At 70.4% G+C, this 24,390-nt stretch carries 23 protein-coding genes and 1 tRNA gene; 16 read left to right on the top strand and 8 right to left on the bottom strand.

Translation table 11 applies throughout. The annotated features are described in order from the left end of the window. Window positions 1-245 precede the first annotated feature (245 nt). Complete coding sequence (locus J4557_RS35505) at window positions 246-827, bottom strand: 5-formyltetrahydrofolate cyclo-ligase (RefSeq protein ID WP_208271165.1); 582 nt, start codon at window positions 825-827, stop codon at window positions 246-248. A gap of 33 nt (window positions 828-860) precedes the next feature. On the opposite strand from J4557_RS35505, the gene galU reads away from it, so the two are divergent. The 4 genes from galU to J4557_RS35485 are packed head-to-tail and all read left to right on the top strand — an operon-like array spanning window position 861 to window position 3,989. Then, entirely contained in the window at window positions 861-1,796 is a 936-nt protein-coding gene (gene galU, locus J4557_RS35500) for a UTP--glucose-1-phosphate uridylyltransferase GalU (RefSeq protein ID WP_208271164.1), read from the top strand. Between the two features lie 26 nt (window positions 1,797-1,822). After that, window positions 1,823-3,028 (top strand): molybdotransferase-like divisome protein Glp, encoded by a 1,206-nt coding sequence (gene glp, locus J4557_RS35495; RefSeq protein WP_208271163.1) that lies wholly within the window; start codon window positions 1,823-1,825, stop codon window positions 3,026-3,028. Then, window positions 3,025-3,504 carry a cyclic pyranopterin monophosphate synthase MoaC gene (moaC, locus tag J4557_RS35490; RefSeq protein ID WP_208271162.1) on the top strand — a complete coding sequence of 160 codons (480 nt, stop codon included), beginning with the start codon at window positions 3,025-3,027 and terminating at the stop codon, window positions 3,502-3,504. The genes glp and moaC overlap by 4 nt, the downstream gene beginning before the upstream one ends. Further along, a complete protein-coding gene (locus tag J4557_RS35485) occupies window positions 3,501-3,989 on the top strand; it encodes a MogA/MoaB family molybdenum cofactor biosynthesis protein (RefSeq protein ID WP_208271215.1) in 489 nt (162 codons plus the stop codon). Before moaC ends, J4557_RS35485 begins: the two co-directional genes overlap by 4 nt. A 37-nt stretch (window positions 3,990-4,026) precedes the next feature. Here the strand turns inward: J4557_RS35485 and J4557_RS35480 are convergent, their stop codons facing one another. Then, complete coding sequence (locus J4557_RS35480; RefSeq protein WP_307800398.1) at window positions 4,027-4,431, bottom strand: DeoR/GlpR family DNA-binding transcription regulator; 405 nt, start codon at window positions 4,429-4,431, stop codon at window positions 4,027-4,029. A gap of 164 nt (window positions 4,432-4,595) precedes the next feature. On the opposite strand from J4557_RS35480, the gene J4557_RS35475 reads away from it, so the two are divergent. The 5 genes from J4557_RS35475 to J4557_RS35455 all read left to right on the top strand — a co-directional run bounded on the left by J4557_RS35475 (window position 4,596) and on the right by J4557_RS35455 (window position 8,227). Next, window positions 4,596-5,495 carry an SIS domain-containing protein gene (locus J4557_RS35475; protein ID WP_208271161.1) on the top strand — a complete coding sequence of 300 codons (900 nt, stop codon included), beginning with the start codon at window positions 4,596-4,598 and terminating at the stop codon, window positions 5,493-5,495. Continuing rightward, window positions 5,492-6,604, top strand: coding sequence for an N-acetylglucosamine-6-phosphate deacetylase (nagA, locus tag J4557_RS35470; RefSeq protein WP_208271160.1), 1,113 nt, complete (start codon window positions 5,492-5,494; stop codon window positions 6,602-6,604). Before J4557_RS35475 ends, nagA begins: the two co-directional genes overlap by 4 nt. Window positions 6,605-6,678: 74 nt before the next feature. Further along, complete coding sequence (locus tag J4557_RS35465; RefSeq protein ID WP_173096515.1) at window positions 6,679-7,308, top strand: GNAT family N-acetyltransferase; 630 nt, start codon at window positions 6,679-6,681, stop codon at window positions 7,306-7,308. Between the two features lie 224 nt (window positions 7,309-7,532). Then, on the top strand, window positions 7,533-8,102 hold the full coding sequence (sepX, locus tag J4557_RS35460) for a divisome protein SepX/GlpR (RefSeq protein WP_208271159.1): 570 nt from the start codon (window positions 7,533-7,535) through the stop codon (window positions 8,100-8,102). Window positions 8,103-8,153: 51 nt separating this feature from the next. Further along, window positions 8,154-8,227: transfer RNA gene (locus tag J4557_RS35455), tRNA-Ala, on the top strand. A 239-nt stretch (window positions 8,228-8,466) separates the two neighbouring features. On the opposite strand, the gene J4557_RS35450 is transcribed toward J4557_RS35455, so the two are convergent. Further along, window positions 8,467-9,417, bottom strand: a complete 951-nt coding sequence (locus tag J4557_RS35450) for a helix-turn-helix transcriptional regulator (protein WP_208271158.1) — start codon at window positions 9,415-9,417, stop codon at window positions 8,467-8,469. A gap of 171 nt (window positions 9,418-9,588) precedes the next feature. On the opposite strand from J4557_RS35450, the gene J4557_RS35445 reads away from it, so the two are divergent. Together J4557_RS35445 and J4557_RS35440 are read left to right on the top strand one after the other, a co-directional pair. Further along, window positions 9,589-10,038, top strand: a complete 450-nt coding sequence (locus tag J4557_RS35445; RefSeq protein WP_208271157.1) for a carboxymuconolactone decarboxylase family protein — start codon at window positions 9,589-9,591, stop codon at window positions 10,036-10,038. Window positions 10,039-10,129: 91 nt separating this feature from the next. Continuing rightward, on the top strand, window positions 10,130-10,729 hold the full coding sequence (locus tag J4557_RS35440; RefSeq protein WP_208271156.1) for a YdeI/OmpD-associated family protein: 600 nt from the start codon (window positions 10,130-10,132) through the stop codon (window positions 10,727-10,729). Between the two features lie 475 nt (window positions 10,730-11,204). Here J4557_RS35440 and J4557_RS35435 read toward each other — a convergent pair whose 3' ends face one another. The 3 genes from J4557_RS35435 to J4557_RS35425 are packed head-to-tail and all read right to left on the bottom strand — an operon-like array spanning window position 11,205 to window position 14,418. Beyond that, entirely contained in the window at window positions 11,205-11,963 is a 759-nt protein-coding gene (locus tag J4557_RS35435) for an ABC transporter permease subunit (RefSeq protein WP_208271155.1), read from the bottom strand. Next, window positions 11,960-13,489, bottom strand: coding sequence for an ABC transporter permease subunit (locus J4557_RS35430; protein WP_307800397.1), 1,530 nt, complete (start codon window positions 13,487-13,489; stop codon window positions 11,960-11,962). The genes J4557_RS35435 and J4557_RS35430 overlap by 4 nt, the downstream gene beginning before the upstream one ends. Next, on the bottom strand, window positions 13,486-14,418 hold the full coding sequence (locus J4557_RS35425; protein ID WP_208271154.1) for an ATP-binding cassette domain-containing protein: 933 nt from the start codon (window positions 14,416-14,418) through the stop codon (window positions 13,486-13,488). The genes J4557_RS35430 and J4557_RS35425 overlap by 4 nt, the downstream gene beginning before the upstream one ends. Window positions 14,419-14,592: 174 nt before the next feature. Here J4557_RS35425 and J4557_RS35420 point away from each other — a divergent pair, with 174 nt between their 5' ends. After that, window positions 14,593-15,255 (top strand): response regulator transcription factor, encoded by a 663-nt coding sequence (locus J4557_RS35420; RefSeq protein ID WP_208271153.1) that lies wholly within the window; start codon window positions 14,593-14,595, stop codon window positions 15,253-15,255. Continuing rightward, a complete protein-coding gene (locus J4557_RS35415; RefSeq protein ID WP_208271152.1) occupies window positions 15,252-16,355 on the top strand; it encodes a sensor histidine kinase in 1,104 nt (367 codons plus the stop codon). Before J4557_RS35420 ends, J4557_RS35415 begins: the two co-directional genes overlap by 4 nt. 93 nt (window positions 16,356-16,448) lie before the next feature. Here the strand turns inward: J4557_RS35415 and J4557_RS35410 are convergent, their stop codons facing one another. Together J4557_RS35410 and J4557_RS35405 are read right to left on the bottom strand one after the other, a co-directional pair. Beyond that, window positions 16,449-20,261: an NACHT domain-containing protein gene (locus J4557_RS35410; protein ID WP_208271151.1), complete on the bottom strand. Its 3,813-nt coding sequence runs from the start codon at window positions 20,259-20,261 to the stop codon at window positions 16,449-16,451. Between the two features lie 360 nt (window positions 20,262-20,621). Continuing rightward, window positions 20,622-21,686, bottom strand: a complete 1,065-nt coding sequence (locus tag J4557_RS35405) for an FUSC family protein (protein WP_208271150.1) — start codon at window positions 21,684-21,686, stop codon at window positions 20,622-20,624. A gap of 185 nt (window positions 21,687-21,871) precedes the next feature. Here J4557_RS35405 and J4557_RS51855 point away from each other — a divergent pair, with 185 nt between their 5' ends. From J4557_RS51855 to J4557_RS35390, 3 genes are all read left to right on the top strand, one after another. Further along, window positions 21,872-22,717 carry a helix-turn-helix domain-containing protein gene (locus tag J4557_RS51855; protein ID WP_208271149.1) on the top strand — a complete coding sequence of 282 codons (846 nt, stop codon included), beginning with the start codon at window positions 21,872-21,874 and terminating at the stop codon, window positions 22,715-22,717. A gap of 73 nt (window positions 22,718-22,790) precedes the next feature. Further along, window positions 22,791-23,384, top strand: coding sequence for a dihydrofolate reductase family protein (locus tag J4557_RS35395; RefSeq protein WP_208271148.1), 594 nt, complete (start codon window positions 22,791-22,793; stop codon window positions 23,382-23,384). Window positions 23,385-23,415: 31 nt separating this feature from the next. After that, on the top strand, window positions 23,416-24,366 hold the full coding sequence (locus tag J4557_RS35390) for an NAD-dependent epimerase/dehydratase family protein (protein WP_208271147.1): 951 nt from the start codon (window positions 23,416-23,418) through the stop codon (window positions 24,364-24,366). The last annotated feature ends 24 nt before the right edge of the window (window positions 24,367-24,390 follow it).

Raw genomic sequence — 24,390 nt, 5'->3', positions numbered from 1 at the left:
CCTCGCGTCCGACCGCGGTCCCCGATCCGCGATCTTGCAGTTCTCACCCTATGCGCCCGTCCGGTACTGGCCACAGGGCCAGGTACTGCTAACTGCCAGGCCACACCTATGCCACCCGGCGGCCGCCCACGGGACGCCGGTCGGCCGCCCGCACGACGCCGGTCGTCCGCTTGCTGGGCGCCGCCGGACGCGCCCTTCCGGACGCCGCCCGCGCCTTCGCCGCCGTCCGGACGACGGCCGGTGCCTCAGCCGAACCGCACCAGGCCCCCGGACGGCGTCGCCGCGGCCCGCACCCGCTGGTCGTGCGGCTCCGCGGGAAGCTCGTCCACCAGTTCGGAGTCGTACACCAGCCCGACGGTCAGGATCGCGGGCCCCACCCGGGCGAGCGCCCGGTCGTACGACCCGCCCCCGCGGCCCAGCCGCATGCCCGTCCGGTCGATCGCGACCGCCGGTGCCAGGACCACGTCCGCGCTGGCCACGGCTCCCGTGCCGCGCGGCGGCTCGGTCGGCTCCGGGCATCCGCGCGGGCCCGGCGTGAGCGAGTCGGGGCCCTCGTAGGACGCCCAGTCGAGGTCGCCGTCCGGCAGCAGGCGGGGGAGGAGCACGTACGCGCCGCGCTTCCACAGCGCGAACAGCAGGCTTCCGGTGTCCGGTTCGGTGCCGATGGAGACGTAGGCGGCGATCGTCCCCGCCATCTCGATCTCGGGCACGGACAGCAGCGCGTCGCGCAGCGACCGGCCCGCCGTGGCGCGCTCCTCAGGAGTCATGATCGCACGCCTTTCCAGCATTCCGGTGCGGAGGTCGGTCTTCGAAACGATGTCGTGCACGCTGTTGTCCTCGCGGATGGCTAGGGTCTTTTCATGGTCGACATTGCACCCGTGCTCAAGGCCGTCGTCCCGGCGGCGGGCCTCGGTACCCGATTCTTGCCCGCCACCAAGGCGACGCCCAAGGAAATGCTTCCCGTCGTCGACAAACCGGCGATCCAGTACGTCGTCGAAGAGGCCGTCGACGCCGGCCTCAGCGACGTGCTCATGATCACCGGGCGCAGCAAGCGGTCCATCGAGGACCACTTCGACCGCGCCTACGAGCTGGAGGAGGCGCTCAACGCCAAGGGCGACAGCGAGCGCCTCGCGGCCATCCGCGAGTCCGCCGACCTCGCGATCATGCACTACGTCCGGCAGGGCGAGCCGCGCGGGCTCGGCCACGCGGTGCACTGCGCCCGCCAGCACGTCGGCCACGAGCCCTTCGCGGTGCTGCTCGGCGACGACATGATCGACGCGCGCGACAAGCTCCTGCAGCGGATGATCGAGGTCCGCGGCCAGTACGGCGGCAGCGTCGTGGCGCTGATGGAGGTCGAGCCCGACCAGGTGTCCGCCTACGGCTGCGCGGCCATCGAGGCGACCGGCGAGGACGACGTCGTGCGCATCTCCGACCTGGTCGAGAAGCCCGCGCCCGAGGAGGCGCCGAGCAACTGGATCATCATCGGCCGGTACGTCTGCGACCCCGCGGTGTTCGACGTGCTGGAGAAGACCCCGCCCGGCCGCGGCGGCGAGATCCAGCTGACCGACGCGCTGCGCACCCTCGCCGACATGCCGGCCGAGAACGGCGGCGGCGTGTACGGCGTGAAGTTCCGCGGCCGCCGCTACGACACCGGCAACAAGCTGGAGTACCTGCGCACGGTGGTGCAGTTCGCCGCGGAACGCCCCGATCTGGCGCCCGAGTTCATCCCGTGGCTGCGCGAGTTCGTCCAGGCCCATGACGCCGCGGACGGCGTGGGCGGCTCCGGCGACGCGTGACGACCCGTCACACTGGGACCGTGGGCATGAGAACGGTCGATGAGCACCTGACGGAGATCCTCGGCAGCGTCGCGGCGCTGCCGCCGCTCGACCTCGCGCTGCTGGAGGCGCAGGGGACGGTGCTCGCCGAGCCCGTCACCGCGCCGGTCCCGCTGCCGCCGTTCGACAACTCCGCGATGGACGGCTACGCCGTCGTCGCGGCGGACATCGCGGGGGCCACCGAGGCGGAACCGGTCGTGCTGCCCGTGGTCGGCGACATCGTGGCCGGCGATCAGGGCGTCTCCGCGATCCGGACGGGGCTGACCGCCCGCATCATGACGGGCGCCCCGCTGCCCGCCGGAGCCGACGCGGTCATCCCGGTCGAGTGGACGGACGGCGGCGCCGCGACCGTCCGCATCAGCCGTCCCGCACCGGCGGGGAACTACATCCGGCGGTCCGGCGAGGACGTCCTCGCGGGCCAGACCGTCGTCGAGGCCGGGACGCGGCTCGGCGCGACGCAGATCGGCATGGTCGCGGCGGTAGGGCGCTCCCACGTCGTCGTAAGACCGAAACCGCGCGTCGTCGTCGTCTCCACAGGGGACGAGCTCCAGGAACCCGGCACGCCGCTCGCTCCCGGGCAGATCTGGGAGTCCAACAGCTACATGCTCACCGCCGCCGTCGTGGAGGCGGGCGGGATGGGCTTCCGCCAGGCGACCGTCCATGACGAGCCCGCCAAGGTCATGGAGATGCTGGAGGACCAGCTCGTCCGTGCCGACGCCATCATCACGTCGGGCGGCGTGTCCATGGGCACCAGAGACGTGGTGAAGGAGGTGCTGTCCGGCACCGACACCGTGCGGTTCCACAAGGTGCGCATGCGCCCGGGCAAGCCGCAGGGGTTCGGCCTGCTGGAAGGCACGCCCGTCTTCACGCTGCCGGGGAATCCCGTTAGCGCGTACGTCTCGTTCCAGGTTTTCGTACGTCCCGCCTTGCGCGCCATGCAGGGACTGCCGCCCGAACCGATGCCCACCGTGAGCGCCGTCCTGGCCGAGGACATCAAGTCGCCCGCCGGGCTGCGGCACTTCGTGCGCGGCCGGCTGTCGTCCAACCGCGGCCACTACACCGTCACCCCGGCGGAGACGCAGGGCTCCCACCAGCTCGGCTCGCTCGCCATGGCGAACGCGCTGATCGCGCTGCCGGAGGACACCGAGGCCCTGCCCGCCGGTTCGCACGTCGACGTCATGAGGTTGCCATGAGTGCCACAGGCACCGAGTTCTCGCATCTGGACGACAAGGGCGCGGCCCGCATGGTCGACGTGTCCGCCAAGGACGTGTCGGCCCGGACCGCCACCGCGACCGGGTTCGTCCGGCTTTCCGCCGAATGCGTCGGGCTGCTGCGCGCCGGGGACATGCCGAAGGGCGACGCGCTGTCGGTCGCCCGCATCGCCGGGATCATGGGGGCCAAGCGCGTTCCCGACCTGGTCCCGCTCTGCCACCCGATCGCCCTGCACGGCGTCACCGTCGAGCTGGAGATCCGCGACGAGGGCGTGGCGATCCGGGCCGTGACGCGCACCGCCGACCGCACCGGCGTGGAGATGGAGGCGCTCACCTCCGTCTCCGTCGCCGCGCTCGCCCTGGTCGACATGGTCAAGGCGGTCGACCCGGCCGCCGTGATCACCGACGTGCGGGTCGAGGAGAAGACCGGCGGCAAGACCGGCGTGTGGCGCCGATGATCCGGGCGATGGCGGTCACCGTGTCCAACCGCGCCGCCGCCGGGGTCTACGCGGACAAGTCCGGCCCGGTGCTGGTCGAACTGCTGGAGGACCTCGGCTGCCAGGTGGACGGCCCCGTCGTCGTGCCGGACGGCGAGCCGGTCGCCGGGGTGCTGCGGGACGCCGTCGCGCAGGGCTACGACGTCGTCGTGACGTCCGGCGGCACCGGCCTCACCCCGACCGACCGGACGCCCGAGATGACCCGGCTCGTCATCGAGCGGGAGGTCCCCGGGATCGCCGAGGCGATCCGGCTGGAGGGCCGCGACAAGGTGCCCGCCGCGATCCTGTCCCGCGGCCTCGCCGGGCTCGCCGGGCGGACGCTGATCGTCAACCTGCCCGGCTCGACCGGCGGCGTGCGCGACGGCATGGCCGTCCTCGGCCGCGTCCTGGCGCACGCCGTCGACCAGATCGGCGGCGGCGACCACCCCCGCCCCGCCGGCGGATAGCCCGCGGGCGGGACGGTCCGGACGCGGACTGCTCGGACTAGACCTGGACGACCCGGACGCCGGCCTCGGTGAAGGCGGCGACGTCGGCGTCCCCGACGGCGCCGTCGGTGACCAGCACGTCGATCCGGCTCGTGTCGCAGATCCGGGCGAACGCGCGGCGCCCCACCTTCGAGCCGTCCGCGACCACGACCACCTGGTCGGCGCGCTCGGCCATCAGCCGGTCGACGTCCGCCTCGCCCTCGTTGTGGCAGGTCGCGCCGTGCTCGACGGCGACCCCGTTGACGCCGAGGACCGCCACGTCCAGCGTCACGTGATCGAAGATCCCGGTGGCCAGCGGGCCGGTCAGCTCGTAGGACTGCGGACGGGGCACGCCGCCGGTCAGCACGATCTTCACGTGCGGGCGGACGGCGAGCTCGGTGCCGATGTTCAGCGCGTTCGTCACGATCGTGATCGCCGGGGAGCCGCCCTCGGCCCCTTTCCGGTACGCGGGCGGCCCTGCGGGACGGCTCCGGACCGGATTCTAGCGATGCACCACTATGGTCTTTTCTGCTCAGACTTGGTATTGAACAAGCAAGAACACGCAGACGGCTGCAGAGGGAGAGGTCCATGGCGGAGCGCGGCGGCGGGCACACCGAGGCCGAGATCGCGTCCCAGCCCGACCGCTGGCGGCGGGCCGCCGCGACGGCCGCGGACCTCGCGCCGGTGCTGCCCCGCCGCGGCGAGCGGGTCGCGGTGATCGGCTGCGGGACGTCCTGGTTCGTCGCGCAGGCGTACGCGGCGCTCCGCGAGTCGGCCGGACACGGCGAGACCGACGCGTTCGCCGCGTCCGAGTTCCCGGACGGCCGCCGCTACGACCGGCTGCTGGCGCTGACCAGGTCCGGCACGACCACCGAGGTCCTGGACGCGCTGGCACGCGTGCGCGGCACGACCCCGACCGTCGCGATCACCGCCGACGCCGCGACGCCGGTGATGAACGCGGCCGACGAGATCATCGTCCTCGACTACGCCGACGAGCGCTCGGTGGTGCAGACCCGCTACGCCACCACGCAGCTCGTCCTGCTCCGCGCCCACCTCGGCGAGGACGTCTCCGGAGTGATCACCGACGCCGAGCGGGCCGCCGCCGAGCCGCTGCCCGCCGCGGCCGTCGCCGCGGACCAGTTCACCTTCCTCGGCCGCGGCTGGACGATCGGCCTCGCGCACGAGGCGGCCCTCAAGATGCGCGAGGCGGCGGGCGCGTGGGCCGAGTCGTACCCCGCGATGGAGTACCGGCACGGCCCGATCGCGATCGCCGGGCCCGGCCGCGTCGCCTGGATGTTCGGCGAACCGCCGGAGGGCCTCGCCGACCAGGTCGCGGGCGCCGGCGGCACGATGGTCACGACCTCGCTGGACCCGCTCGCCGACCTCGTCCGGGCGCAGCGGCTGGCCGTCGAGATCGCCCGCGCGCGCGGGGACGATCCCGACCGTCCACGGAACCTCACCCGCTCGGTCATCCTGGACGTCCGATGACGAACCTCACGAACGCCCGGATCGTCCTGCCCGGAGGCGTCGCGACCGGGACGCTGCACGTCGACGGCGACCGCCTCGCCGCGCCGCCGGCCGGCCCCGGCGAGACCGTCGACCTCGGCGGCCGGTACGTCGTCCCCGGCTTCGTGGACATGCACGTCCACGGCGGCGCGGGCGCGTCCTACCAGACCGGACGTCCCGAAGAGGCCGAAAGGGCCGCCCGTTTCCACCTCGCCCACGGGACGACCACGACGGTCGCGAGCCTCGTCACCGGCACGCCCGACGAGCTCGCCGACGCGGTGACGGGCCTCGCCGACCTCGCCGCCGACGGCATCATCGCCGGCGTCCACCTCGAAGGCCCCTACCTCGCCCGGGACCGCTGCGGCGCCCACGACCCCGATCTCCTGCGCCACCCCGACCGCGCCGAGTTCGCCCGCCTCGTCCGCCTCGGCCGCGGCCGCCTCCGGATGATCACCCTGGCGCCCGAGCTCCCCGGCGCGCTCGACCTCGTCCGGGACGCCGTGGACGTCGGCGTGCTCGCGGCCGTCGGGCACACCGACGCGCCCGGCGCGACCGCCCGCGCCGCCTTCGACGCCGGCGCCACCGTCGCGACCCACCTGTTCAACGCCATGCGCCCGCTGCACCACCGCGAGGGCGGCCCGGTCGCCGCCGCCCTCAACGACCCCCGCGTCACCGCGGAACTGATCAACGACGGCGTGCACGTCGAGGGCGCCGTCGGCCGGCTGGCGTTCCGCGCCGCCCCCGGCCGGGTCGCGCTCATCACCGACGCGATGGCCGCCGCCGGCATGGGCGACGGCGACTACCGGCTCGGCGTCATGGACGTCCGCGTCCGCGACGGCCGCGCCACCCTCGCCGGAGGGACGTCCATCGCCGGAAGCACGATCACGATGGCGGACGCGTTCCGCCGCGCCGTCGCCGTCCTCGGCCTGCCCATCGAAGAGGCCGCCGTAGCGGCGTCCCTCATCCCGGCGCGCGCGCTGGGCATCGACTCGCGTGTCGGCTCCCTGGAACCCGGAAAGGACGCCGACCTTGTGGTCCTGAACGACGACATGTCCGTCCACCGCGTCATGAAGGCCGGCCGCTGGGTGTGACCCGCGCGCCCCCGGACGATTTTCAGGGCCACAATGGATGGCGTTCGCAGGTCCTACCAGGGAATCATGGAACCGTGGAACGATTGCGGGGATGGCCGGTCACCCTCACCGAGGGACCCGTCGGGCTGCGACCGCTGCGGCACCGCGACGCCGCCACCTGGCGCGAGCTGCGGGTCCGCAACGCCGACTGGCTGCGCCCCTGGGAGCCCACCAACCCCGAGACGCCGCTGTTCCGCAGCGGCCTCGGCCCCTATGTCAGCATGGTGCACACCATGCGCCGCGAAGCCCGCCAGGGCCTCGCCCTGCCCTGGGTCGTCACCTACGAGGACCGCTTCGCCGGCCAGCTCACCATCGGCGCGATCGTCTGGGGCTCGGCCCGCTCCGCGCAGATCGGCTACTGGGTCGACAAGCAGGTCGCCGGACGCGGCGTCATTCCGACCGCGGTCGCCCTCGCCGTCGACCACTGTTTCTTCACCGTCGGCCTGCACCGGCTCGAAGCGAATATCCGCCCCGAGAACGCCGCCAGCCGGCGCGTGGTCGAAAAGCTCGGATTCCGGGAAGAAGGAATTCGCCGCCGCCATCTGCACATCGACGGCGCCTGGCGCGACCACATCTGCTACGCCCTGACCGTCGAGGACGTCCCCGGTGGCCTGCGGGCCCGCTGGCTGGCCGAACGCAAACAGGCATTTCCCCGGCGCACTTGAGTCCGGAGTGACTTTCGCCGCGTAAGAATCCTGCGATCGAGAAGACTCGGCAAACGGAGAGTAACGGCGGCATCGATCTCGCGACACACCGCCCCTTATGCTCGTCAACCTCTGACACCGGCTCGTACCGTGCGGGGCGTGACCCTGCTCCCATTGCACGCCCGCGCGCCGAAAGTCGGCCCGCCGATTCCGCGTGCCCTGGGACGGCCCGAGGCGGTGACCGCGTGAGCAGCGCCGTCCTCTACCTCGCCATAGTCGCGGTCTGGGCCATCGTCCTGGTACCCATGTGGCTGCGCCGCGACACCGAGAACGCCGGCATCACCCGGCTCCTCCACAAGCGCGCCGACGAACTCGACGGCGACGAGGAGGCCGCCGAGGCGCCCCGGACCGCCGAGGAGGAGCCGCAGGAGGCCGACGAGCCCGAGGAGGCCCCGCGGCCCCGCCGCCCGGTGACCCGCGCCGCCGTCATCGCGCGGCGCCGCCGCCGCACGTCGGGCCTCGCGGCCCTCGCCGTCACCGCGGTGGCTCTCGTCGCGTCCGGCCTGCTGCCGTGGTGGGCCACGCTGCCGCCGACCCTGCTGCTGGCCGGCCACCTCACCCTGCTGCGCGTCGCCGTCGGCATGGACGCAGCCCGCCGCCGCGCCGCCGCCGAGGCCCGCGCCGCCGCCCGCGCCCGCGCGATCGAGGCCCGCCGCGCCGAGCAGGAGACCGAACCCGCCGAGGTCATCGAACTGGTGACGCCGGAGGAGGTCTTCGACCAGTACGCCGACGACCGCCGCGCCGTGGGCGAATGACGCGGCCGTGCGCGAGCACCCCTCGAAGTGCGCTAACCTTACAGAGTCCTCGGGGCTGTAGCGCAGTCCGGTAGCGCACCTCGTTCGCATCGAGGGGGTCAGGGGTTCAAATCCCCTCAGCTCCACCCAGGATTCGCAGGTCAAGGGCCTGATCGGAGCATACTCCGGTCGGGCCCTTAATCGTTGTCATCACGACCTCCCGGCACCAGATGGCGCGGCCCGGCGACCAGCACCTGACCACGCGCCACCTGCCGTGCTCGCATGGCCCGCACGCGCCCGGGCAGGCTCGCATCAAGCTTCGATGGTGGTGCGGTCGGTATTTGGTGTGGCCGATCAGTTCTCCCGCTTTCGGCGAGCGGTTTCGTTACTGGTTGTCCTTGAGGAGCTGTTGTGTGCGGGTGAGGAATGCCTGGCGGACCTCTTCTGGGTGCAGTATCCGGAGTGGTCGGCCGAGGCTGAGCAGGTAGCGGGCCAGGCCGTCGGCGTCCGGCCCGCCGATGTCGATGATCGTGGCGTCGTCGCCGTCCGGGTGGTGGACGCCGACCGTCGGCGGCACCAGCCTGCGGGCCTCATCGGCCGGTACGGCCAGGCGGATGGTCACCCGCACCGGGTAGGGCATCAGCGCGATGCCCGTGCTGACCATCTGTGCCGGATCCGGCGGGTCGGGCAGGGCGGCGGCCTGCCCGGTGGCTGCGGCGTCGATGATGCGATCGGTACGGAAGGTGCGCCAGTCCTGCCGCGTCAGGTCGTAGGCGAGGAGGTACCAGCGGCGGCCCGTGTAGATGAGCCGGTAGGGGTCCACTCGGCGGGTGGACGTCGTTCCCTCCCGGTCGCGGTAGGTCAACTCGGTGCGTTCGCCTCGTCGGCACGCGGTGGCCAGGTCGAGCAGCAGCGCGGGGGAGATCTGGTCGTCGTCGGGTCGTGCGGTGTGGGTGAACGCGGCGTCCAGCTCGCCAAGCCGGTCGGCGATCCTGGCCGGCAGGACCTGGCGTAGTTTCAGCAGCGCCGACAGGGCCGCCTGGTCGCTGCCGGAGACTCCGCTGAAGGCGGCGGTGCGCAGCCCGACGGCGACCGCGAGGGCCTCCTCCTCGTCGAGGATCAGCGGCGGAATGCTGGTTCCGGGCCCGAGGTGGTAACCGCCCCATGGGCCCATCTCCGATTCGATGCCGTAGCCGAGTTCACGTAGCCGGGCGATGTCACGGCGAACCGTCCGTTCGGTGATCTCGAGCTGGGCGGCCAGATCAGCGCACGTCCAGGACCGCCGCACCGACAGCAGGGACAGCAGCCGCAGCAGCCGCGCTGAGGTGTTGAGCACGGGCAACAGTCTGCTCGATGACCAGGACCGTTTCTGACCGGGTCATCCCGTAGCGTCGCCGGCACGACCGAGAACCCCCGGCCGAGAAGTCCATGACGACGATGGCCTCCGCCAGGGCGCGTTAGATGACGGGCCTGGGTGGACGCACGTGACCGACGAGGAGCAGGGCCCATGGAAGCACGCATGAAGAGCGTGGCGAGTCCCGACCTGATCACTGCGATCCAGCATCTCCACAAGGCGATTCACGCCGGTGGCGTCGACCCGCTCGTGCTCGAGCTGGTCCATCTGCGGGCCAGCCAGATCAACGGCTGCAGCCCGTGCGTGTTCGCCGGCGTCCAGACGGCGAAGAAGCACGGAGAGACCGACGAGCGGCTGCACAGCGTGGTCACCTGGCGCGAGACCCCGTTCTTCACCGAGGAGGAGCGGGCGGCGCTCGCGCTGGCCGAGGCGGCCACCCGGATCCAGGACGGCGCGCCGGGCGTGACCGATGAGATCTGGGACGCTGCGACCACCTACTTCGACGAGAAGCAGATGTCCGCGATCATCCTGAACATCGCGCTCACCAACTTCTTCAACCGGATCAACCACACGATCCGGGAGCCGGCCGGCAAGACCTGGTGAAGGCGCTGACGATCTGTAATGACGCGTCCGGTGCGCGTATGCGGCGAGATCCCGGGCGACCCCAATTGGTGATCATCAGGGGCACGTGACGATGAGCGACGAACTACCGGAACTGACCGTTACCGATGCCCGGGCCTGGCGGGAGTGGCTCGGCGAGCACCACGACGGCTCGGCAGGAGTGTGGCTGGTCCTCGCCAAGCAGAACACGACCCGGCCCACCAGCCTGACCTATGACCAGGCGCTCGACGAAGCCCTGTGCCACGGCTGGATCGATGGTCGGCTGCGGCGGCGGGATGAGAGCACCTTCTGCCGGCGCTTCACCCCTCGCGGAAGGCAGAGTCCCTGGTCGGCGCGGAACATTTCCATCGTCACCCGTCTGATCGGCGAGGGCCGGATGCATCCCGCCGGGATGGCCGAGGTCGAACGCGCCAAGGCCGACGGCCGCTGGGAGGCGGCCTACGCGGGACAGGCCGGCATCGAGGTGCCGGCCGACCTGTCCGCCGCATTGGCCGCGAATTCCCGGGCACAAGCGATGTTCGACATTCTCACCTCCCAGAACCGCTACGCCGTTCTTTATCGGATCACGAACGCCAAACGCGCCGAGACCCGAGCCCGCCGTATCACCCAGTTCGTTGACATGCTCGCCCGCGGCGAGACGATCCACCCGCAAAAGCGCACCCTCGGCAGTTGAATGCCCGCCCGCATCGCCTGCTCGTAGAGCGTTCGGTGCCGTGGGTGTGCGGCGCCGGACGTACGGGCGGAGGCGTTCGGCGGGCCGGCCGGTCATGAGCGCGGGTTTCCCCGCATAATCGGCGCGTGGCAGTTCACACGATCTTGATGTCGCCTCCCTTCCTCCTCGGTGTCGGCCCCGCCGGCAGGGAACCGGGCGACGCTGTGCTCAAGGAGTAGAGCCGCCCTGGACGCCTACACGCGGGCCGCGCAGGCGGTGTCGGAGAGCACCGCGCTTGTGGCACTGGACCACGGCCGAAAGGCGCTGATCAGGCTGGACGCCCGGGTCAACGGCCGCGCCGTGGCCGATCGACGCCCAGCCGCCCGCTGTGTTCGCCAGCGGCGTCGGAGAAGCCCCACCAGGATGTGGCTCCCGGGCCCCGGCCTGATCAGGCTGGATGGAACCCCCGCGCTTGGTCCCTGCACGTGCCGCGGCTCTAGGCGTCGCGCGTGCGCAGCAGCAGACCGCCGACCACGAGCGCCGCGGCGGCCCACGCGGCGGTCACGCCGAGCCCGGCCCAGGGGCTGATGGGCAGGCTTCCGAGATCGGTGGTGGCCTGGATGGCGAGTCCGGAGCTCATCGGCGCGATCTTCTCCAGCAGCCGCTGCCAGCCGGGGTCGCTGACGGTCTGGGAGACGATCGGGACGATGTAGAGCAGGCCGAGGACGGCGCCGATGCCGGTGGCGGAGTCCCGGACCGCGGTCGCGACGCCGAGGCTGAGAAGGCCGATCAGGATCAGGTAGAGGACCGTCCCGACGACCGCGCGCAGCGTCGGGCCGCTGGACGGTGACAGGGCCCGGTCGGCGAGGTCGGGCAGGACGAGCCGCCCGGCGAGCACCGCCCCGAGGACGGCGACGGTCCCGCCGACGGCCACGGCGCCGGTGAGAGCGACGGCCTTGGCCGCCAGGACCGTCATCCGCCTCGGCACCGCCGTCAGGGTCGCGCGGATCGTGCCGGAGCCGTACTCCCCGCTGATGATCAGGACCGCCAGGACGGCGACCGGCGCCTGGCCGAGGTAGACGCCCGTGAGGGTCAGCCTGGTCGTGTCACCGCCGCAGCCGCCGGCCGTGCAGTTCGCCACCGACGTCGCGCCGGCGCTGAGGGCCACCGTCGCCGCGACGGTGCCGAGCAGCAGCCACAGCGGGGCGGCGACGGTCCGCATCTTCGTCCATTCCGCGCGCAGCGCGAGCTTCATGCGTCCCTCCTGCCGAGCAGGACGGCGGCCGCGACCAGGCTCGCGACCGCGTAAGCGGCCAGGACGGCGAACCCGGCCCACGGCGCCAGCGGGTAATAGCCGTTGTAGGGCGTGTAGTGGCCTGCCACCTGGTGGTACTCCACGAGCGTCTGCTGGACGGCGAAGGCCGCCGCCGGTGTCACCCGGGTCAGCCAGTTCGCCGCGCTCGCGGGCATGAACGGGATGGCGGTCAGGATGTAGGGCAGCACGATGGCCAGGATGACGGCAGTGACCGCGCCGGCGCCGTGCCGGACGATCGCGCCGACCGAGAGGGCCAGGACCGAGGCGGTCGCGAGCAGCGCCGCGGTCTCGAACGCCACCCGCAGTTCCGTTGAGAGCGGCACCGGGAAGATGTAGACGCCGTTGTGGCGGGCGAGCCGCTCACCGAGCGGAGCCGCGACGACCGTCCCGAGCAGCCCGGTGACGAAGGTGGCGACCCACAACACGATCGCCTTGGCGGCCAGCACCCGGCTCCGCCCCGGGCTCGCGGCCAGGGTGAGGCGGATCATCTTGTTCCGGTATTCCGTGGTGATGAACAGCGCCCCCACGACGATCACCGCGATCAGTGCGGCGAACGTGCCGGTGAGGAGGTCCCGAAGGGTGCCGCCGGTCGGCAGGGTCTCCCGGTCGGCGGGTGCCATGTCGCCGGCGCCGGTCACCGCGAGCCGTCCGTCAGATCCCGTGACCGAACCCGACGTGTTCTCCGGGTAGCCGGCGAAGCTGGGGGATTCGGGCCCCACCTGGTCGCCGGTCCACCTGCCGCCAGCCCAGCCTCCGCGGAAGCGAAGGTCCCCGAAGACGGCCGTCGACACGCTGCCGGCCGTCCCCATGCCTTGCACGGCGGGCGGGGACGCGACGAACAGCCCGACTTGCGCGGTCGGTCCGAGCCCGCTCACCCGCGCGGTGCCCACCCTGGTCCAGTGCGCACCGTCGGTGGAGGCATAGCCGGTGATCGTGTCGCCCGAACGGTCCAGCCGGAGCCGGCGGGGGGACTCGGCGGAGACGGGGCCGGGCGGGCCGGCCCTGTCGTTGACGTAGGCGTCCTGCATGCGAACACCGTGGCCGCCGGTGACCATGATCGCCGCGTAGGGCGATCCCTGGTGAGTGCTCTGCTTGATGACGAGGCCGGCCTTCGCCCACGGCACGGTGCCGTGCCGCAGATCCCCGGGGCCCTGGGGAATGCTGCTTTCGAGCGCGGAGACCGAGACGGTGATGCCGCCGTCTCCGGAAAGCGGCTGGTGCACGAAGTAGAAGCTGTCGGTCACCGGCTCGCCGCCCGGCCCGATCGGAACGGGCGGCGAACCCTTCTGATCGCTGCTGACCCCGGTGAGCACGGCGAACAGCAGCAACAGCAGTGCCGCGGCCACCATGCCGATCAGCCGGCTGCGGACGGTTCGGAACTTGGTCCATTCCGCGTGCAGCACCTGGAGGAAACCGTCCCGTCCGACGCGCCGGCCGGGACGAGGAGACGTCACGGCAGGAGTCACCGTGTCACCTCCGTGGACGTGGCACGGAACTCGACGGCCTCGCGGGTGAGGTCCAGGTAGACGTCCTCAAGGGTGGCTCGGTGGGCCGACACCTCGGAGAACGGCACCGCGCCCTGGCTGAGCAGCGTCACGATCCGATCCGCGGGCAACCCCGAGACGGTGACGGTGTCGCGTCCGGTGGCCGCAACGGTCGCACCGGCATGCGCGAGGACCCTCGTCGCGTGCGCCCCGGCCGTGGTCCGAACGACCACCCGGTCACCGGAGGCGGCTGCGATCAGGTCGGCCACGGCGGCGTCGGCGATGGCCTTCCCGCGCCCGACCACGACGAGGTGATCGGCCGTGTCCTGCACTTCGCTCATCAGGTGGCTGGAGACCAGCACGGCGCGGCCCTGAGCGGCCAGTGACCGCAGGAAGCCGCGCATCCAGACGATGCCGTCGGGATCCATGCCGTTGAACGGCTCGTCGAGCATGATGATCGGCGGGTCGCCCAGCAGGGCCGCGGCGATCCCGAGCCGCTGCCGCATCCCCAGCGAGTAGCCTCCGGCCCTGCGCCGGGCGGCCGAGGCCAGCCCGACCTGCTCGATCACCTGCGTCACCCGCCGCGCGTCCAGGCCCTGCGAGTGCGCCAGCCACAGCAGGTGGTCGCGTCCGCTGCGGCCGGCGTGCAGCGCCCCCGCGTCCAGCAGCGAACCGACATGCTTCAGCGGATGCCGAAGTCCGCGGTACGGCCTCCCGTCGATGAGCGCGGTGCCCTCATCGACCGAATCCAGGCCGAGGATCACCCGCATCGTGGTGGACTTCCCGGCCCCGTTCGGCCCGATCAATCCGGTCACCGCACCCGGACGGACGGCGAAGGACATGCCGTCGAGAGCAAGGGCCCGCCCGTACCTCTTGCGCAGTCCGGCGACGACGATCCCCTGGGCGCTCATCGCGGCGCGCTTACGGTTCGTGATGCGATCATGCCGACGGTTGTACGCGGCACCGGGTTCCAGCCCGGTCGCAGCGGCTGCGACCGGGCTGAGACCGGGGATCTGGCATCGTCGGAGCATGACCCCTCGACCCGGCAGCCGCCCAGCGGGCACGACGGCCGGCGGTGCGCGGCAGTGAGGATCCTCGTCGTCGAGGACTTCGAGGTCCTCGCCCGTTCCATCGGAACCGGACTGCGCCACGAGGGCATGGCCGTCGACGTCGTCCTCGACGGAACCGCCGCCCTCGACCGCCTGGCCGTCACCCGCTACGACGTGGTGATCCTCGACCGGGACCTGCCCGGCGTCCACGGGGACGAGATCTGCCGGCGCCTCGCCCGCGCCCGCTGCGAGACCCGCGTCCTGATGCTCACCGCCTCCGGCACGATCGAGGACCGCGTCGACGGGCTCGGCCTCGGCGCCGACGACTACCTGCCCAAACCGTTCGCGTTCGCCGAACTGGTCGCCCGCGTCCGCGCTCTGGGCCGCCGGGCCGCACCGCCGCTCCCGCCCACCCTGGAAAGCGGGGACATCACTCTCGATCCGGCCCGCCGCACCGCGTTCCGGGCCGGCCGGCGCCTCGAGCTGAGCCCCAAGGAGTTCGCCCTGCTCGAGTGCCTGCTCGCCGCGCCCGGCCTGGTCATCTCCGCTGAGGAACTGCTCGAACGCGTCTGGGACGAGGCCGCCGACCCCTTCAGCAGCGCCGTCAAGCACACCATGCACCGGCTGCGGGCCAAGCTCGGCGAGCCGCCCGTGATCGAGACCATCCGCGAAGGCGGCTACCGCATCGGATCGCCATGACCTCCCAGCAGCTCGCCAGAAGGTCCCTGCAGACGCGGCTCGCGCTCGCGTACGCGGCGGGAATCTACGCCGCCGGGGTCTTCGTCCTCGTCCTCGTGCTCGTCCCGCTCGTCAGCGTCGACGGGGCCACACCCAAAGGCCGGCCCTCGTCGGGCGTGACCACCGGAGCCGGGCGCGGGATCGGCCTGTCCCAGCTCCTCACGGGTTCCGCCGTCGCCTTGATCATCTTGGTTCCCGTCGCCCTGGCCCTCGGCTGGTTCGTCGCCGGCCGGTTCCTGCACCCGCTGCGCACCATCACCGCCACCGCCAGGATCATCTCCGCCGGTGACCTCCACCGGCGCCTCGACCTCGGTGAGCCGACGGACGAGCTGACCGAACTCGGCCGCACCCTCGACGACCTGTTCGCCCGCCTCCAAGCCTCCTTCGACGCCCACCGCCGCTTCGTCGCCAACGCCTCCCACGAACTGCGCACCCCCCTGACCGGCCAGCGCACCCTCCTCGAAGTCGCCCTCGCCGCCCCCGATACCGACTCCGGCACCCTGCGCTCGGCCTGCCAGGAGGCCCTCGCCCTCGGCGAACACCAGGAGCGGCTCGTCCAAGCACTGCTCGCCCTGGCCACCAGCGAGCGCGGCGTCGCCCGCTGGGATCGCTTCGACCTCGCCCACGTCGTCGAAGAAGTGCTCGCCATCCGCCGCGACCAGGCAACGGAGAGAGGCATCGACATCGTCGAGCACCTGACGCCCGCGGTGACGGCCGGGGACCCGAAACTGATCGAAAGCCTCGTCGCCAACCTCGTCGACAACGCCATCCGCCACAACCACGCAGGCGGCCACCTGGAGATCACGACGCGGACCTCCGGCGCGCAGGTGGTCCTCGAAGTCACCAACAGCGGGCCGGTCATCCCCGGCGACCAGGTCCAGCGCCTCCTGCAACCTTTCCAGAGGCTTGCGCCTGATCGCCACGGGCGCCGCGACGGCTACGGCCTCGGGCTTGCCATCGTCGACGCCGTCGCCCAAGCCCACAGCGCCACTCTCACCGCCACCGTACGCGCCGAGGGCGGCCTGAACGTCTCCATCCGTTTCGGCTCCAGGCGCGCCTGAGCGCCCCGTAGGTGCGCAGGTCCTCGACGGCGCGGATCGAGGCGTTCTCCGAGCCGCTGCGGACCATGCCGCACAGGCGCCTTGACGGATTGCTCAAGCCTGGTCGCGGGCGCGTTGCCGCATCTCGCTCCAGAAGAAGCGCAACTCGGTGATCGACACCCTTCGCTGCCAGCGGCCTCTACGGCGGAACCGGAAGTGCAGCCATGCCGCGGGCTGCCACCTGTTCAGCAGACTGCGCTGGTAACTGCAGAACAGCTCGCTCAGTTCCACACGGCATTCCGGCCCCTTCGGCGGGTACGGGCACAGCCTGAACGGACACCCGTCCGCGCAGTTGTCGCCGGCATGCTGGGATTGCTTCAGAGCGACCGTCCGCTGAGGTGAAAGCGGGGCGCGATCCTTGGCCAGGCACACCGGGAGAAAGGGCTCGCCGTACCTGTCCGCCTGCCGCAGCAGCGCTTCGCAATTCGAATCATCTCCACGGTCCTGGGTAAGGACCGTCATCACCAGGACGTCAGCGAGCAGTTGGAGCGACCGGGCGTCCAGCGTGCTCCATCCCGCCGAAGGCGCGATCCACCGGTTGTGGATGCGGGGCTCGTTGAGGGACGGGTTCGTCGAACCGATTCGTGAGACGACATCGACTTCGTCCATCCACATGAACAGGTCGGGTCGCCCGGATTGGAGCGTTCTGCGGGCGAGCCTTCCGGCCTCGAGGACCAGGGGGTGCCGTTCGGCTTCCCGCCCGACGTCGCCGTATGGCCCGATACGCTCCTCAAGCCAGCTCTTCACCTGCTTGGAGGGCTGGGAGCCGCGGCCGCGCATCGGTTGCTCCTGGAGCGGATCGCTCCGCAGATCCCACAGCGTCAGCGCCTGCAGCAGCGTCATTCGCGCGAACCAGAAGTGGGTGCCCCGAAGCAACTCGAGCGTCCGCTCACGGAGAAAAGTACGCGCCGCTGTGGAATGACCCCGTCGCGGCCGGTTGTTGGCCGCCTGTTTGAATCCTTGCGCAAGGGCCAACTGTAGCCGTTGGATGGGCAGTTCATCTTCCTCCCCTGCCGGATCTTTCTCCTTATGAACGGCGCGTCTCACCCACTCGGTGAGATATCGCTGCGGGGAGTCGTTGTGATCCATCATGTCGGAGTGGAGTACCAACATGGGCAGAATCCAGGCGACCATCACCCGGCGATTGATGCTGACCTCCCTCTCTTTTTGCTCATTGCGTGCTCGGTACACTTCCCAGCGTCGATTCTCCCGGAACTCATCCCTCTCCAACTTTCGGTGCACCCGCTCACCCCAGGGTGGTGGCGGAACCCTCGAGACGCTTCTTTTGTCAGGTTTCGCCCTACCCTCGCCGGGTGGGGGTGTAAAATTATATTCGGACTCCCGGAAGTCAGCCGTTGGAGACAGTAGAGACTGCGACTCCTGGTCGCCGTCAGAGTCGAGTGGCCTCGGGGTGAGATCAGTGTAGGCCGCATTGCCGCCCCGGCCTATCTCCTGGGCGATTGCAAGACGCACGGCCCGTGCACGATCATCGGCTCCCATCTCCAGCATCAGGTCGTAGGCGGTTGCGTATTTGTTGTGGCTTTTCAGCCATGTCCGATGCCTGTCCGCGAGCCTGGCGGACGCTCCCATCCTCTCGATGAGCGCCATTTTGGCGGCGTCGAGCTCCTGCTCGGGTTCAGACTCCCTTCCAACAAGACGCCATTTTTCATTGATGTGCTCGGCGCATTTCCTGTGCTGGGACCATTCGTCGAAGCTGTCGATGTCGAGCGCGGCGGCGTACATCTCCAGCGCCTTCACCCGCTGGTCGTGCTGGCCACTGAAGGACAGCGGAGGGCGGTCGGGGCCGGCACCATCGCCTCCCGCGGCCGGTTTGATCCTCTGGAGTTGATCGACGGCGGTCCGGTGGAGAGGCCATTGACCCGTGCGGTCGACCTTGAGCGTTGTGGTGTACGTCACCACCTCTGCTCCACCCTCGCGCCGAGCCGCCTTCGGCACAGCTCGACCGCCTGCGGCCTCACCCAACCCCATAGCATCTCGGAACGTCTCTTCCGTGCCCTTCAAAAGATCATTCGCCGCTTCCATCAGTCGATCCCTCATTGCGGCGATCGGGCAGATCGGGTTGGTTTCATCGTCACATTTACACTCGAGTGTGTGGGAGCGTGAATAGAAGATCAGGGCCATGATCAGCTCGCGTCCCGGGTTCTGCAGGGCGGAATCGAAGAAGTCGCTGTTGAGCTGTGTCGGGTGCACGCCGTCCTCTTCGATGAACGCTTCCAGGAAGCGTGAGCCCAGGAAGGCCTGCATCACCGTGTGGTGAAACCGGACGCGATTGCCCAGATTTTCTACCAATCCCATCCGGGCGCCCCATGCGACGGCGAGCCCCTCATTCATCTGGAGTGCCTGCATGTCCACGTGGCCCTGTCTAATTTGCCAGCTATCCTCGCCCTCGAGGCTGTCACCTTCTCTTTTGTCGAACGAGACGATCTTTCTACGTCGACTTTTCATGATCGGTTCGATGCGCAGGTACGGGTCCGAGCCGTCGAGGATGGCGTCCCCGGCCTGGGCGGCGTACGACGATCTCGGCCGCTCCGTCGCTTCTTGCGGTTTGTCCTCGTCTGAGTCCGCATCGGTGTGCAGCGGCACGATCGCGTTGTTGCTCCTGAGCCCGATGCACGCGAGAGCCGACAGATTCTCGATGACCATGGCGCGGCTTTCCGGCGTCAGCGTTATCTCGTCGTATATCTCACCGTCGATGAGGGCGTCGACCCAGGCGTCCAGAAGGTCGGTGCGCAGTGCCCACTCGTCCGTGTCGTGAGGGTCCGACAGTTCGTCGCCAGCCTCCGTCACCTGTGCCAGGAGGCTCTTCTCCTCGAGTTCCCTTGCGATCTCCAAATATATGGGGGCCTCTGCCACGTTGGCGGCCTCGATCACCCAGTCCAGGCGCCTCGGGTCGGATCGCCAGTCGCTGCTGCCGCTGACATATTGGAGTGCCGCCTCCTCGTTGAGCGGTTCGAGGTAGGTGAGGGCCGCGCTCACGGCATGCAGGGAACCATGCGGGCGCGCGGTGATGACCAGGGGAAGGCGGTCGTCATCGGCCTTCGCTATCGCCCGCCGGATCTTGTTGTCCCGATCCGGGTCGTTCTTCAACGCCTCCTCCAGTCCATCGGCCAGGACGACCACCCTGTCCTGAACCTGCCGCAACCGGCGCCAGACCCTGTCTGCTTCGTCTTTATGAAAAAGAATCTCGTCGATCTCGCGGGAGAACGTTTCCTGTGCCAACTCGCAGAAGTCCAGGTCTTCTATGTCCTGGCAATCCCGGAGTTGGATGACGATGGGCACGGCCCCCTTCTTGGCCAAGCGTTCCACCAACCTGACCAACAGCGCCGTCTTCCCGCTTCCGATAGAGCCGATAATGAGATGCGGGCGTCTGTTGCCGGGGTCGCGCAGATCGCCCATGAGGACGTCACAGAGCCGATCGCGGCCTACCACCCGATTAATGATCTCTCCTGCGCGCACCAGCTCCTTGGCGTTGCGCCTGGCCTTCTTCTTGTAGAAGCGGTAAACCCGGTTAAATCGCCGGCCGAACCACGCGGCCGTGGCCAGGGCCACGCCGCCGACCGTGATCGCCGTGTTCAGGCCCAGGGAGGCGAAGAAGGAGATATCATTCAGATTCGGGGTGATGTTCCAAATCTTGAGAAAGAGGCCGTTCTGGTCGAAAATGATCACCAAGAATGACCAGATGATTGCGAGCAGGTAGCACAGCGCGAGTAGCGTGACGGCGGCGGTGAGAAAGAAGGGCTTGAAGCGGAACCATGTCATCGGGCTTCGGACGACGCGGTCGGCCAGCCAGGCCGAGCGCATTCTGCTCGACGTCATCTTGAACGGCCAGGCGACGGTGGCGCCCACTCGTCCGGCCCATCCTGCGTGCGGGGACTCGGGTGGTCCTTTCATCGCCGATTTCGCCCAGGACTCCCTGCGGACGGAACTCATCTTCACCTCCACTGCTCGAACGCCCGCGTGTGGCCTGTCTTGGTCGGAGGTTTCGGGCGCGAGGCCGTCCTCAGTGCCGCTCAGGACCGGGGCTTTCGACTGAGGGCGCGGGGATGGGTAACTCATATCCCGCGCTTTGCCGCTCGTAGACTTTCGTTTTTCCTTGGCGTTCTGCGAGGCAAGTGCCACTCGACCCGTCTCATTCCCGGGCAGATGACCGATAACCGCAGGTCGTGGAGTGCGGCCGCGAACACGCTCGCGATGCCCGGTACCGGGCTATGGCTCTGTGCGTGTGGGGCTGCGTTTGGCCAGGAGCATGACGAGCAGGCTGATGCCCACACCGCACAGCGTCCACAGCACTCGGAAGCCTTCGGCCGAGTAGTGGGAGGGCCGCGGGAGGTCCACCAGGATGAGCACTCCCGCGGCGATGCACGCGCTGTAGAACGTGTAGCTCCAGAAGCGGATCCCCGCTCCGTGCACGAACAGGACGAGCGCCACCATCTGGAGTCCGTGTTCTACCGCGAACAGGCGGAGTCCGTGCTCGCTCGCGGGCACCAGCAGGAGCAGTGCGGCGGCGACGGCGCCGACCAGCGCGCCGGTGAGGCGCTGCGCGGCCACGAGCGTCGCCTGCTCCAGGTTCGGCTTCATCGCGGTCATGGCCGCGATCGGGATCCAGTAGCCGTAGGGCAGGTCCAGTCCGAACGCGAGCGCGACGGTCACGGCGATGACGAGCGCGCGGATCAGGGCGAAGGCGACCAGCGGTCGGGTCAGCTTCTTCCGCGCGGTGTCGCCCGGGATCTCCGCGAACGGCTGAGGTGCGTCGCCTCCGCGCACCAGCCACCAGATGGACATCGCCGCGATCCACAGCGCCGCCCCGCCGGTCCAGGCGAGAACCTGCGCCCAGGTGTGGCTGCTGATGTGACTGTGCCGATGGAGGGTGAACCCCACGCCGATGGTGACGATGAACCAGATGTTGAGAAGCAGGGCGGTGACGAAGCGGTGCGCCCCGAAAGCGATCGTCAGCCCGGCCGCCAGCGTGACCGCGAAGGCGGCGAGGACCGGCCAGCCCCAAGGGGCCGCCCCGAGTCCGAACCCCAGAGCGGTCACGCCCGCACCGATCAGCGCGAAGACGCAGATGTGCGACAGGCGGCGCCGGTAGCGGCCCCCCGGATCGCACAGCACGCTGAACAGCAGGCCGAACAGCGTACTGAGAAGGTACTGCTCATGGCCGATCGCCCAGAAGACGAACAGCGGCACCAGGCCCACGTCCAGGAACACCACCGCTCGCGGCCAGTTGAGGCCCGCTGGTTCGACCTCGAACACCTTCGCCAGCCGGCTCATGGTCCACTCCTGCTGTCAGGCCGTCCTGCTCCCGGCCATCGACGTCCAGCGGATCGCAGACGCCGGGCCTGGTCAAACACCTGGGACCCCGCCTGAGCGTGTCCACCTCATGCCTTTGCCCCGGGGCGACGGTCGATCATCGGAAGTTCGACGGCACGGGGCGGGTTCTTCGGCAGGATGGCCGGGTGGCCGGAGAATCGTCGTACGTGGAGCGGGCGCCGGCGCCGGCGCTCGCGGCGGTGGTGTCGTTGGTATGGATCCAGCAGGTCGGGGACCAACCGGTTGCGCAGCGGATCGTGCCGCACGGCGGTGCCGAGCTGCGGTGCGTCCTCGGTGAGACGCCGCGGCTGCTCGGTCCCCTCACCACGGCGACCTACCATGACATCCCGGCAGGGGGCACGGTCGTGGGGGTGCGTCTGCGACCGGGTGTGCTCAGTGGTCTTGCCGGTATGCCTGCGGACGAACTGGTCGACCAGGACATCGCGGGTACCGACATCTGGCGCGGGCTGAGCCGCCTGACGGATCTGCTCGGGGACGCCGCGACGCCGCAGGTGGCGCTCGGCCATCTCCAGTCGTTCGCCGCGAGGTCCGCCAGTGCGGACGACCCGCTGGTAGGCGAGGCCGTCCGGCACCTCATGCCGTGGCGGGGCGGGAGGCCGGCGGCCCTGCCCGCGCTGCTGTCCATCTCCGAGCGCCAGCTGCGGCGCCGATGCCGGGCCGCGGTCGGCGTCGGGGTGAAGGAGCTGCACCGCATCCTGCGGCTGCAGGGCTTCATCGCCCGTGTGCAGGCGTCGGTGGATCAGGACGCGGTGGACGTCGACCTCGCGCGGTGGGCGGTCGAGACGGGCTACACCGACCAGGCGCACCTCGGCCGCGAGTGCCGCCGGCTCGTCGGCGTGACGCCGGGCGTGCTCCTCGCGCAGACGGGCGCGGCGTGCGGAAGCGGGCACGATCACGCCGCGTCCTACCTCCCGATGCTCCGGCCGGGGGATGGCCGTTTTGTACAAGAGCGGCGATCGGTGCCCGCCTAACGTCGGTCAGGGGAGAACGCCCAGGTCGCGTGCGGATCGCGATCTCCAGCGGATGAGCCGAGGAGCAGGTGGAATGGCCAGGGTTGTCATGCAGGCCGTGGTTTCGGTGGACGGCTACATCGCCTATCCCGACGACACGGTGGGGCCGCTGTTCGACTGGTACGGCAACGGTGACGTGGTGGTGCGCGCCAACGACGATTGGCAGTTCAGCGTCAGCCGCGCGTCCGCGGACTACGTCCAGCCCTTCTGGGACGCCGTCAAGGTCACGGTGATCGGACGGCACCTGTTCGACACCACCGACGGCTGGTCGGGCGTGCCGGCCGCCGGCGAGCAGCTCGTCGTCGTCACCCACCGGCCGCTGCCCGAGGAGTGGCGCGCGAGGTTCCCCGACGCGCCGTTCCATACGGCCGACTCGGTCGAGGCGGCCATCACGCGCGCCAAGGAACTCGCCGGGGACGGTCTCGTCTGTGTGTGCGCGGGCGACGTCGGCGGCCAGGCGTTCTCGGCGGGGCTCGTCGACGAGGTGGCGATGGACGTCGTCCCGGTGGTCCTGGGGGAAGGGGTGCGCTTCTTCGGCGGCCACGCCGGGACGGTCCTGCTCGGGGATCCCGACGCGGTGGTCCAGGGCGACCGCGTGCTGCACCTGCACTACACCGTCACGCGCTGACCGGCTCCCTCCAGAGGCAACAGGGGTACGAATGATCCTCGTAACAGGCGGCCTGGGTTCCATCGGGTCGCACACGGCACGGGCACTGCTCGATCTGGGCGAGTCCGTCGTGCTCACCGCGCACCGGTCCACCCGGGTGCCGGGGCACCTCGCCGGCGAGCCCGGCGGCCGGGTCGTCGTCGAACCGCTGGACACCACGGACGAGACCGCGTTCCTCGACATCGGGAAGCGGCACGAGATCACCGGCATCGTGCACCTCGCGGCGGGCCCGTTCGACCTGCCCGATCCGGTCGAGTACCTGCGCGCCGAAACCGCCGCCCTGCTCAACGCGCTGAAGGCGGCAAGGGAGTGGGGCGTGCGGCGGTTCTCCGTCGCCAGTTCCATCGGCGTGTACGCGGGGGTGGAGGAGTCCCCCTGGCACGAGGACGTCCCGCTTCCGGCGGTGGCACCGCACCAGATCCACGCGTTCAAGAAGACCGCCGAGCTGTTCACCGCGCTGGCCGGCGACAGTGCCGGGTTCGAGACGGTGAGCCTGCGGATCGGCACGATCTGGGGGCCGCTCGGCCTGCCCGACTCGCCGTTCTTCCCGCTTCCCCGCCTGCTCAGCGCGGCGGTCCGGGGCGAGGACCCCGATCTCACCCCGCCCCGTCCGCCCGCGTACGCCGAGGACGCGACTGACCTCTGCTACGTGAAGGACTGCGGCCGGGCGATCGCGCTGCTCATGCTCGCCGAGCGGCTGAACCACCGCGTCTACAACGTCTCGACCGGACGGCTGGTGCGCTTCAGCGAGGTGGTCGCCGCGATCAACGCGGCCGTTCCGGAGGCGAACATCGTCCTCCCGGAGGGGCGCGATCCCGACCGGCCCCGGCCCAACTACCTCGACATCACCCGGCTGCACGAGGACACCGGATTCCGGCCGGAGTACGACGTCGAGAACGCCGTGCCCGACTACGTCGACTGGCTCAGGAGGCACGACCGCTGAAGGGCCCGCTCGGGCACGCCGGTA

It is taken from the genome of Actinomadura nitritigenes (assembly GCF_017573545.1).
In the GTDB taxonomy this organism is placed as follows: domain Bacteria; phylum Actinomycetota; class Actinomycetes; order Streptosporangiales; family Streptosporangiaceae; genus Spirillospora; species Spirillospora nitritigenes.
Note: the sequence above shows the minus strand (reverse complement) of the source record. Positions and strands in the feature narration are given on the sequence as shown.

Coding starts and splice junctions, on each gene's coding strand:
- glp (WP_208271163.1), top strand. CDS start 1,823: ATGAGAACGGTCGATGAGCACCTGACGGAGATCCTCGGCAGCGTCGCG.
- J4557_RS35440 (WP_208271156.1), top strand. CDS start 10,130: ATGAGCGACGAACTACCGGAACTGACCGTTACCGATGCCCGGGCCTGG.
- J4557_RS35445 (WP_208271157.1), top strand. CDS start 9,589: ATGGAAGCACGCATGAAGAGCGTGGCGAGTCCCGACCTGATCACTGCG.
- J4557_RS35390 (WP_208271147.1), top strand. CDS start 23,416: ATGATCCTCGTAACAGGCGGCCTGGGTTCCATCGGGTCGCACACGGCA.
- J4557_RS35485 (WP_208271215.1), top strand. CDS start 3,501: ATGATCCGGGCGATGGCGGTCACCGTGTCCAACCGCGCCGCCGCCGGG.
- nagA (WP_208271160.1), top strand. CDS start 5,492: ATGACGAACCTCACGAACGCCCGGATCGTCCTGCCCGGAGGCGTCGCG.
- J4557_RS35425 (WP_208271154.1), bottom strand. CDS start 14,418: ATGAGCGCCCAGGGGATCGTCGTCGCCGGACTGCGCAAGAGGTACGGG.
- J4557_RS35405 (WP_208271150.1), bottom strand. CDS start 21,686: ATGAGCCGGCTGGCGAAGGTGTTCGAGGTCGAACCAGCGGGCCTCAAC.
- moaC (WP_208271162.1), top strand. CDS start 3,025: ATGAGTGCCACAGGCACCGAGTTCTCGCATCTGGACGACAAGGGCGCG.
- J4557_RS35435 (WP_208271155.1), bottom strand. CDS start 11,963: ATGAAGCTCGCGCTGCGCGCGGAATGGACGAAGATGCGGACCGTCGCC.
- galU (WP_208271164.1), top strand. CDS start 861: ATGGTCGACATTGCACCCGTGCTCAAGGCCGTCGTCCCGGCGGCGGGC.
- J4557_RS35475 (WP_208271161.1), top strand. CDS start 4,596: ATGGCGGAGCGCGGCGGCGGGCACACCGAGGCCGAGATCGCGTCCCAG.
- J4557_RS35395 (WP_208271148.1), top strand. CDS start 22,791: ATGGCCAGGGTTGTCATGCAGGCCGTGGTTTCGGTGGACGGCTACATC.
- J4557_RS35415 (WP_208271152.1), top strand. CDS start 15,252: ATGACCTCCCAGCAGCTCGCCAGAAGGTCCCTGCAGACGCGGCTCGCG.